This is a genomic window from uncultured Arenimonas sp. (assembly GCF_963976025.1).
Lineage (GTDB): Bacteria > Pseudomonadota > Gammaproteobacteria > Xanthomonadales > Xanthomonadaceae > Arenimonas.
The window spans coordinates 1-7,243 of sequence record NZ_CAXBJS010000135.1; the positions used below are offsets into that span (position 1 = coordinate 1).

Consider the following 7,243-nt stretch of genomic DNA (forward strand, 5'->3'; position numbering starts at 1 on the left):
CCCTGCCGGCCCGGGAACACCGGCGACGTGGGTGAGGACGGCGCCGAGGCCGTTTTCCATTCGGCCAGCGCCTTGCGGGCGTGGCTGCCGACCGGCACGACCCGGCTTTTTCCACCCTTGCCCAGCACCGTCACCAGGCCATCGGCCAGGTCCAGGCCGCCCCAGCGCAGTCCGCAAAGTTCGGACAGGCGCAGGCCGGAGGAATAGAACAGTTCCAGCATCGCCCGGTCGCGCAGGCCCAGCGGGCCGTCGGTGGACACTTCGACCAGGCGCGAGGCTTCGTCGGGGTCGAGCACCTGCGGCAGCTTGCGCGGCGACTTCGGCGCACGCAGGCCAAGCGCCGGATTGAGCTGGGTGCCGTGTTCGCGGTTGAGGAATCGGTAGAGGCTGCGCACCGCCGAAAGCCGGCGCTGCAAGCTCTTGCCCGACAGCCCGCGCCGGTGCGCGCCGGCCACGTAGCCGCGCAACGCTTCCTGGCGCAGGCCGGCCCAGGAGGTGATGCCGTTGTCGCGCATCCAGGCCGACAAGTCGGCCAGGTCGCGCCGGTAGGCGTCGAGCGTGTTTTTCGACATGCGCCGCTCGACCGCGAGCCAGGCCAGGAAGGCTTCGATCCCGGGCTGCAGCGGCGCGTCGGGGGCCATGTCAGTCGGCGGGCGGGCGGCCCAGCGCCGTCACCAGCGATTCGGCCATCAGGCGTAGGAACAGCGTGCCCATGCCCGGAAAGAACCGGTTGGCGTCGGAGCTGCCGACGGCCAGCATGCCCACGCCTTCCAGCGGCAGCAGCACGGCGGACGCGGCGCGGGCCTGGTCGTCGCCGAACAGCAGGGCCAGCTTGTCCTGGTTGAGGCGGCCGGTCAGCGGTTCGCCGCTGGCCAGGAAATCGCGGAAGGGTTTGAGCGCGTCGTCCTTCTCCGGGATCACCTGCAGCCACTCGGCCTGCAGGCCGTCGACGGCCTCGAACAGCACCACGCGCACGTCTTCGCCGCGGAAGTCCTCGCCCAGCACCGCGACCATGGTGCGCAGGGTTTCGGCCTTGTCGCGGGCACGCATCAGCGCCAGCGAAAGCTGGTGGGTGCGTACGGCCAGGCGCTCGTTTTCCTGGGCGTTGGCGAACAGCTCGTTCAGGCGGCGGGTGAGCTCGCGGTTCTTGTCGCGCAGCACGTCCAGCTGGTAGCTGGCCAGCGACGCCGCCTGCCCTTCTTCCTTGGGCACCAGCAGCGACACGGCGAGGTCTGGGAACTGGCCCAGGAACTTCGGGTGCCGGCGCAGGAAGGCGGCGACTTCGTGGGCGCCCAGGCGCTCGTTCTTTTCATCGATCATTCGGTTTGCTCCAGCAGGAAGTCGCCTTCGAACACGAAGGCGGTGGGTCCGGCCATGGTGACCGGCGAGTCGTCGCCGGGCCAGGTGATTTCAAGGGTGCCGCCGGGCAGCTCGACGAACACGTGGCGGCCAATCCGCCCGCGCCGCGCCAGCACCGCCACGGCCGCGCAGGCGCCGCTGCCGCAGGCCAGGGTTTCGCCGGCGCCGCGTTCGAACACGCGCAGGCGAATGCGGTCGGGCGCCAGCACCTGGGCGAAACCGACGTTCACGCCTTCGGGGAATTCATCGCGTGCCTGCAGCGCAGGGCCGAGACCGGCGACGTCGGCCGCGTCCACGTCGGGCACTTCGATCACCGCGTGCGGGTTGCCCATCGAGGCGATGCCGAACGGAACGTCCTGCCCGCCAAGCGTGAACCGATAGGTCTCCTGCGCCGCCTCCGCGCGGAACGGCAGGTCGGCGGGTTCGAAACGCGGCACGCCCAGGGCCAGCGCGTAGCGGCCACCGCCAAGGGCCTGCACCGTGACCGGGCCCGGCGGCGCTTCAAGCACGAAGCACGATTCACTGGCCGCTCCGTCGCGCTGCAGCCAGGCGGCGACGCAGCGGGCGCCATTGCCGCACTGCTGCGCGGCCGAACCGTCGGCGTTCCAGATGCGGTAGCGGGCCAGGGCCCCGGCCGGTGCGGGGTCTTCGATGGTGAGCAGCTGGTCGAAACCCACGCCCGTGTGGCGATTGCCCAATGCCCGGGCCAGGGCCGGGGTCGGCGCCGGGCGGCCGCCGCGCAGGTCGAGCACGACGAAATCGTTGCCGGCCCCGTGCATCTTGGTGAACCGCAGGGTCGCGGCGCCGGTCATGGCGCGGCGGCGGCCCCGGTCGGCGCGGGTCGGACCAGGTCACCCTTGTTGCCGCAGGCGGCGACCAGGACGAGGCTGAGCAACAGCAATATTAAGCGGGCGGTTTTCATGCGGCGAGTATAGTCCGCGGCAGGACCTGGGCGAATGGAGTGCGCGATGTCGCTTTCGAACTGGTTGTTGCTGGCCGCCGGCCTGCTGGCCCTGCTGGGCCTGCTGCCGTGGATGCGGCCGCGCCGCACGCGCCGTGGCAGCCGGGGCGGTTTCGGCCGGGCCCTGGGTGCGTTCGCGCTGCTGGTGGCCGTGCTGCTGGCCGGCCTGGGCGGTTTGCTGCGCCAGTACCACTGGCTGACGGCCGACGTGCCGGTGGCGACGATCAGCCTGCGCCAGCTGGGCAGCCAGCGTTTCGAAGCCACCCTCGCCCGCCCGGGCCAGGCCGACCGCCAGTTCGAGATCCTGGGCGACGAATGGCAGCTCGACGCGCGGGTGATCCGCTGGACCCTGCCCGGCCAGCTGGCCGGCATGCGCCCGGTATACCGCTTCGAACGGCTGTCGGGTCGCTACGGCGACCCCAAGCAGGAACTCGTGGCCCAGCGCACCGTGCACGACCTGCGCGAAGGCTGGGACTTCTGGGAATTCCGCCAGCGCTGGCTGGCCGGCCTGCCGGTGGCCGACGCCCGCTGGGGCAGCGCCGCCTACCTGCCGATGATCGACGGGGCCACCTACGAGGTTGCACTCAACCCTCGCGGTGGCCTCGTCGCCAAACCCGCCGACCCCAAGACCGAACTGCTGCTCCAGCAGGCCGGCTGGTAGGGCTTATTTGCCCTTGAACAGCTGCTGCTTGAGGAAGGTGTAGGCCAGCGCGCCCATGTAGGCCGACTGGGCGTTGTTGGCGGCGCCGCCGTGGCCACCTTCGATGTTTTCGTAATAGGTGACGTCGTGGCCCTGCTCGAGCATGCGCGCGGTCATCTTGCGGGCGTGGCCCGGGTGCACGCGGTCGTCGCGGGTGGAAGTGGTGAACAGCACCGGCGGGTAGTCCACGTCCTTCTTCACGTTCTGGTAGGGCGAATACCTGCGCAGGAACTCCCAGTCCGAAGGCACGTCCGGGTCGCCGTATTCGGCCACCCAGGAGGCGCCGGCCAGCAGCTTGTCGTATCGGTACATGTCCAGCAGCGGCACCTGGCTGACCACGGCGCCGAACAGCTCCGGGTACATCACCATCATGTTGCCGGTGAGCAGGCCGCCGTTGCTGCCGCCCTGGATGCCCAGGCGCGCCGGCTTGGTGACCTTGCGGGCGATCAGGTCCTCGGCCACCGCCGCGAAGTCCTCGTAGGCCTTGTTGCGGTTCTCGCGCAGCGCCGCCTGGTGCCAGCGCGGGCCGTATTCGCCGCCGCCGCGGATGTTGGCGACCACGTACACGCCGCCTTTCGCCAGCCAGTTCTTGCCGACGCCGGCCGAATAATTCGGGGTCAGCGAGACTTCGAATCCGCCGTAACCGTAAAGCAGGGTCGGGTTGTCGCCGTCGAGCGTGATGTCCTTGCGCGAGACCATGAAGTACGGAACCTTGGTGCCGTCCTTGCTGGTCGCGAAGTGCTGTTCGATGCGGTAGGGCGCGGCGTCGAAGTAAGCCGGCAGCTGCTTCAGGACTTCCGGCTTCTTGCCGATCTCGCCCATCAGCAGCGAGGTCGGGGTCAGGTAGTCGGCGACGGTCATGAAGTACTCGTTCGACTCGTCCGCATCCACCGCGCCGATGCTGACGGTGCCGAACTCCGGCGCGCCCACGAGCGGCTCGCGCTTCCAGCCGTCCTTGCCCGGGGTCAGCACGTAGATGCGGTTCTTGACGTCTTCAAGGACGTTGATGAAGAAGTAGTCCTTGGTGGCGCCCGAGCTGGCCAGCGAGCTGTTTTCGGTCGGGGCGAACACGACCTCGAAGTCGCGGCTGCCCTTCATGAAGTCGTCGAAGTTGATCGCCAGCAGCGAACCGGCCGGGTGCGTGGTTCCGGCGACTTCCCAGGGCTGGCGAAGTTCGACCGAGAGCCATTCGCGGAACACGCCCTTCTGCGACCCATCGGGCAGGTCGAGCTTGGCCAGTTCGCCATCGTCTTTGCGCAGGTAAAGTTCGTTGGTGTAGAAGGTCAGGCCGCGATAGACGAAGTCGCGCTCCCAGCCGGGGGTGTCGTCGTGGAAGGCGCCGATGGAGATGTCGGTTTTCTCGCCTTCGTACACGACCTTGGCCTCGGACATCGGCGTGCCGCGCTTCCATTCCTTCACCACGCGCGGGTAGCCGGAGTCGGTCATCGAGCCGTCGCCGAAGTCGGTGCTGACGTAGACGGTGTCGATGTCGATCCAGCCGACGTTGCCCTTGGCCTCGGGGCGGCTGAAGCCGCCTTCGACGAAGGCCTTGTCAGAGACGTCGAATTCACGGGTGACGGTGGCGTCGGCGCCGCCGCGCGAGAGATCAACCAGGCAGCGGTCGTAGTCGGGGCGCAGGCAGTCGGAACCGCCCCAGACCCAGTTCACGCCTTCGGCCTTGCCCAGGGCGTCGATGTCGAGCAGCACTTCCCACTCGGGGTTTTCCTTGCGGTACTCGGCCAGGGTGGTGCGGCGCCAGACCCCCTGTGGATTCTGCTTGTCCCGCCAGAAGTTGTAGTAGTACTCGCCGCGCTTGGACACATAGGGGATGCGGGCGTCGGAATCGAGGATGTCCAGCAGGTCCTGGCGCACCTGTTCGAAGCCGGGATCTCCGGCCAGCTGCTTTTCGGAAACGGCGTTGCGGGCGCGGACCCAGTCCAGGGCCTTTTCGCCTTCGACGTCCTCAAGCCACAGGTGGGGGTCGTTGTTCATGTCGGCAGGCTCGGCGGCGGAGGCGTTCACGGAAAGGGCGCCGGCAACGAGCCAGGCAAGGGCGGTAAGGCGCATGGGAATCCCCGGTAGCTGGTACGACCTTCGACGCTAACATGGCGCCCCGTTAAGGGGCCGTAGGCCTGAAGTCATGCCCCGGACCAGTCGCGGCCGTAGCGCCAGCCGGGGGCGCCGTCGTCGTAATACGCCGGCAGTTCGGCCAGGGGCCGGTAGCCGGCGGCCTGGTAAAGCGCGTTGGCAGCGGCATTGTCCTGGCGAACTTCCAGGCGCAGGCCGCGGCAGCCGGCGGCGCCGGCCTGGGCTTCGGCGTCGGCCAGCAGGCGCCGGCCCAGGCCCTGGCCTCGGGCGGCTTCGTCCACGGCGATCGAATACAGGCGGGCCAGGCCGCTTCCCCGGCGCAACAGGACAAGGTGGTAACCCAGCACGTTTTCGCCGGCCACGGCCACGCGCAGGCGGGCCCGCGGGTTGGCCAGGTGGTGGCGGAACTGGCGGGCGGAAAGCCGGTCACCGGGGAAGCGGGCCTCCAGTGCCAGCAGCGCCGGCAGGTCGGCGGGTCGGGCGGTGCGCAGGCGGACGGGGGCGGGCATGGCGGCAGTCTATCCAAGCGCGCGGCGAAGGCTCATGCTTTGCGCCGTCGCCCCCTGCCTGCCGCCATGAGCCGCCTCGTCATCGTTGTTGAAAAACCCTCCGACTGGGGGGCGTTCTACCCTTCCGACAACGTGGTGGCGGCGGCCGACTACCTGCGCGGCGAAGTCGCCGCCGAAGGCGAGCGCACCCAGGTGATCAACCTGTGCCGCAGCTACAAGTACATGGGCACCGGTTATTACGTGTCGCTGCTGGCCGAAGCGCGCGGGCACAAGGTGATCCCGAGCGTGCGCACCATCAACGACCTGCGCCGGCGTTCGCTGTACGGCATCGACATCGAGGACCTCAATACCCAGCTGGGCAAGTTCCTGCCGGAAGGTTCCCGCGATGCCAGCGACTTCGGGCTGCTGGTGTATTTCGGGCGCACGCACTACGCGCCGCTGGAGGACCTGGCCCAGCAGGTGTTCGAAACCTTCCCCTGCCCGGTGCTGCGCATCGAGTTCGAGCGCCAGCGGGTGTGGCAGATCACCGCGATCAAGCCGGCCAGCCTGCACATGCTGTCGGACGACCAGGAAACGGCGTTCGCCGACGCGCTGGACGCCTTCAGCAAGAAGATGTGGCGCAAGCCGCGCGCGCGCCGCAAATACCGCTACGACCTGGCGATGCTGCAGAACCCGGACGAGGTGATGCCGCCCTCGAACAAGAAGGCCCTGAAGCACTTCATCGAAGCGGGCAAGGAACTCGACATCGAAGTGGATCCGATCGGCCGGCGCGACTTCACCCGGCTGGCCGAATACGACGCGCTGTTCATCCGCGAAACCACGGCGGTGGACGACCACACCTACCGCTTCGCCCACCGGGCCGAGCGCGAGGACATGGTGGTCATCGACGACCCGCAGTCGATCCTGCGCTGCACGAACAAGATCTACCTGCACGACCGGCTGCGCGGCCGCAAGCTGCCGACGCCGCGCACCGAGATCGTGTTCCGCGACGACGCCCGCAAGCTGGCCGCCCTGCCCGACCTGCTGGGCCTGCCGCTGGTGCTGAAGATCCCGGACGGCAGCTTTTCCCGCGGCATCCACAAGGTGGAAACGCCGGAGCAGCTGAAGCTGGCGGCCGACCAGCTGTTCCAGCAGACCGCGCTGCTGCTGGCCCAGGAATTCGTGCCCACGGAGTTCGACTGGCGCATCGGCGTGCTGGACGGCGAACCGCTGTACGCCTGCCAGTACTTCATGTCGCGCGGGCACTGGCAGATCTACGACCATGCGGCCAAGTCGGGCAACAAGCCGGGCACGGTGCGCTCGGGTGGCTTCAAGACCCTGCCGGTGCGCGAGGCCCCGTCGGAAGTGGTGCGCCTGGCCGTGCGTGCCAGCAACGCCATCGGCAATGGCCTTTACGGCGTTGACCTGAAGGTGGTGAAGGACCGCACGGTGATCATCGAGGTCAACGACAACCCCAGCATCGACGCCGGGGTGGAGGATGCCTACCTCGGCGAAGACCTTTACCGGCGGATCATGGGGGAGTTTCTCAGGCGGCTTGAGAGGAAACGCCTCGGCGTGCGCGACTAGACCGGCGCACCTGGCTGCCGCCAAAACGCTGGCGGCGGCGTGGCGTGGCGCGGACGAGGT

8 protein-coding genes are annotated in these 7,243 nt (G+C 68.7%); 2 read left to right on the forward strand and 6 right to left on the reverse strand.

The features are described 5' to 3' along the window. The 4 genes from AACZ35_RS10550 to AACZ35_RS10565 all read right to left on the reverse strand — a co-directional run. Nucleotides 1–641 (reverse strand): site-specific integrase (locus tag AACZ35_RS10550; RefSeq protein WP_339828966.1); only part of this gene is annotated, 641 nt, incomplete at its 3' end. A gap of 1 nt (nt 642) precedes the next feature. After that, on the reverse strand, nt 643–1,317 hold the full coding sequence (locus tag AACZ35_RS10555) for a DUF484 family protein (RefSeq protein WP_339828982.1): 675 nt from the start codon (nt 1,315–1,317) through the stop codon (nt 643–645). After that, nucleotides 1,317–2,171, reverse strand: a complete 855-nt coding sequence (gene dapF / locus AACZ35_RS10560) for a diaminopimelate epimerase (protein ID WP_339828968.1) — start codon at nt 2,169–2,171, stop codon at nt 1,317–1,319. The genes AACZ35_RS10555 and dapF overlap by 1 nt, the downstream gene beginning before the upstream one ends. Beyond that, nucleotides 2,168–2,281: a lipoprotein gene (locus tag AACZ35_RS10565; RefSeq protein ID WP_339828971.1), complete on the reverse strand. Its 114-nt coding sequence runs from the start codon at nt 2,279–2,281 to the stop codon at nt 2,168–2,170. The genes dapF and AACZ35_RS10565 overlap by 4 nt, the downstream gene beginning before the upstream one ends. Before the next feature lie 46 nt (nt 2,282–2,327). Between AACZ35_RS10565 and AACZ35_RS10570 the strand changes: the two genes are divergently transcribed. Further along, nucleotides 2,328–2,981, forward strand: a complete 654-nt coding sequence (locus AACZ35_RS10570; RefSeq protein ID WP_339828973.1) for a hypothetical protein — start codon at nt 2,328–2,330, stop codon at nt 2,979–2,981. Nucleotides 2,982–2,984: 3 nt separating this feature from the next. Here the strand turns inward: AACZ35_RS10570 and AACZ35_RS10575 are convergent, their stop codons facing one another. Both AACZ35_RS10575 and AACZ35_RS10580 read right to left on the reverse strand, forming a co-directional pair. Further along, nucleotides 2,985–5,087 carry a prolyl oligopeptidase family serine peptidase gene (locus AACZ35_RS10575; RefSeq protein ID WP_339828976.1) on the reverse strand — a complete coding sequence of 701 codons (2,103 nt, stop codon included), beginning with the start codon at nt 5,085–5,087 and terminating at the stop codon, nt 2,985–2,987. Between the two features lie 71 nt (nt 5,088–5,158). Continuing rightward, complete coding sequence (locus AACZ35_RS10580) at nt 5,159–5,617, reverse strand: GNAT family N-acetyltransferase (RefSeq protein WP_339828978.1); 459 nt, start codon at nt 5,615–5,617, stop codon at nt 5,159–5,161. Between the two features lie 66 nt (nt 5,618–5,683). On the opposite strand from AACZ35_RS10580, the gene AACZ35_RS10585 reads away from it, so the two are divergent. Further along, nucleotides 5,684–7,183 carry a RimK family protein gene (locus tag AACZ35_RS10585; RefSeq protein ID WP_339828980.1) on the forward strand — a complete coding sequence of 500 codons (1,500 nt, stop codon included), beginning with the start codon at nt 5,684–5,686 and terminating at the stop codon, nt 7,181–7,183. Nucleotides 7,184–7,243 lie beyond the last annotated feature (60 nt).

Bases quoted from the DNA above. Each gene is read 5' to 3' on its own strand.
- dapF (WP_339828968.1), bottom strand. From the start codon at position 2,171: ATGACCGGCGCCGCGACCCTGCGGTTCACCAAGATGCACGGGGCCGGC.
- AACZ35_RS10585 (WP_339828980.1), top strand. From the start codon at position 5,684: ATGAGCCGCCTCGTCATCGTTGTTGAAAAACCCTCCGACTGGGGGGCG.
- AACZ35_RS10575 (WP_339828976.1), bottom strand. From the start codon at position 5,087: ATGCGCCTTACCGCCCTTGCCTGGCTCGTTGCCGGCGCCCTTTCCGTG.
- AACZ35_RS10565 (WP_339828971.1), bottom strand. From the start codon at position 2,281: ATGAAAACCGCCCGCTTAATATTGCTGTTGCTCAGCCTCGTCCTGGTC.
- AACZ35_RS10580 (WP_339828978.1), bottom strand. From the start codon at position 5,617: ATGCCCGCCCCCGTCCGCCTGCGCACCGCCCGACCCGCCGACCTGCCG.
- AACZ35_RS10570 (WP_339828973.1), top strand. From the start codon at position 2,328: ATGTCGCTTTCGAACTGGTTGTTGCTGGCCGCCGGCCTGCTGGCCCTG.